Raw genomic sequence first — 694 nt, forward strand, 5'->3', positions numbered from 1 at the left:
GCCGCGTCGGCGTGCGCGGGCGCGTGGAGGTCGAGCTCACCGGCCAGCAGGTCCAACTCGTCGCCGGCGGTCACGGTCGCGGTGATCGGCAGGACGCCCGGCGCGGGCGCCTCGGGCAGCACGACCTCGTACTCGGCGTCGCCGTGCGCTTCGGCCTCGAAGGGCTGGCCGGCGATCTCGAGCGTGATCGCGGCGTCGCGCACCGGGCTGTTGTCGGCCGCACGGTCGAGGTAGAGCGTGAGCTGCGACCGTCGAGCACGCCGACGAGTTCGAAGGCTTCGGAGACGGCCACGAAGCGGGGCAGCGCCGCGCCGGCCGGGGCCGGTGCTTCGCTGCCGTGGTCGTGGCCTTCGCCGGCGCGGGCGGTTTCGCCGGGAGCGAGCAGGGCCGCGACAACGAGCGCGGCACACAGGAGGGGGGACGTCATGGGATGGGGTTCCTCGGGGAGTTCGGTAGGGTGGGGCGCGGCATTACCGGGGCAGCAGCCCCAGGGCCTGGCGCCAGGCCGACAGCGCGGCGGCCAGTTCGATGTGGCTGCGCGCGGCCTGGCGTTCGGCATCGGCTGCGTCGGCCTCGATGCGCAGGCGGGTCGCAGGTCGGTTTCGCCGAGCTGGAAGGACTTGTCGAGGTAGCCGCGCGACTCGCGCGCCAGCCGGGCACGCCGCTCCGACGCGGCGAGCTGGGTGCGCGCCGC

The 694-nt window shown here is 75.2% G+C and carries 2 pseudogenes; both read right to left on the reverse strand.

What is annotated here, in order from left to right:
- Nucleotides 1-203: pseudogene (locus Y694_RS26925) on the reverse strand (hypothetical protein); the annotation flags it as partial.
- A 267-nt stretch (nucleotides 204-470) separates the two neighbouring features.
- Nucleotides 471-694: pseudogene (locus Y694_RS26375) on the reverse strand (TolC family protein); the annotation flags it as partial.

It is taken from the genome of Methylibium sp. T29-B, from assembly GCF_000576225.1.
GTDB lineage: Bacteria > Pseudomonadota > Gammaproteobacteria > Burkholderiales > Burkholderiaceae_C > Methylibium > Methylibium petroleiphilum.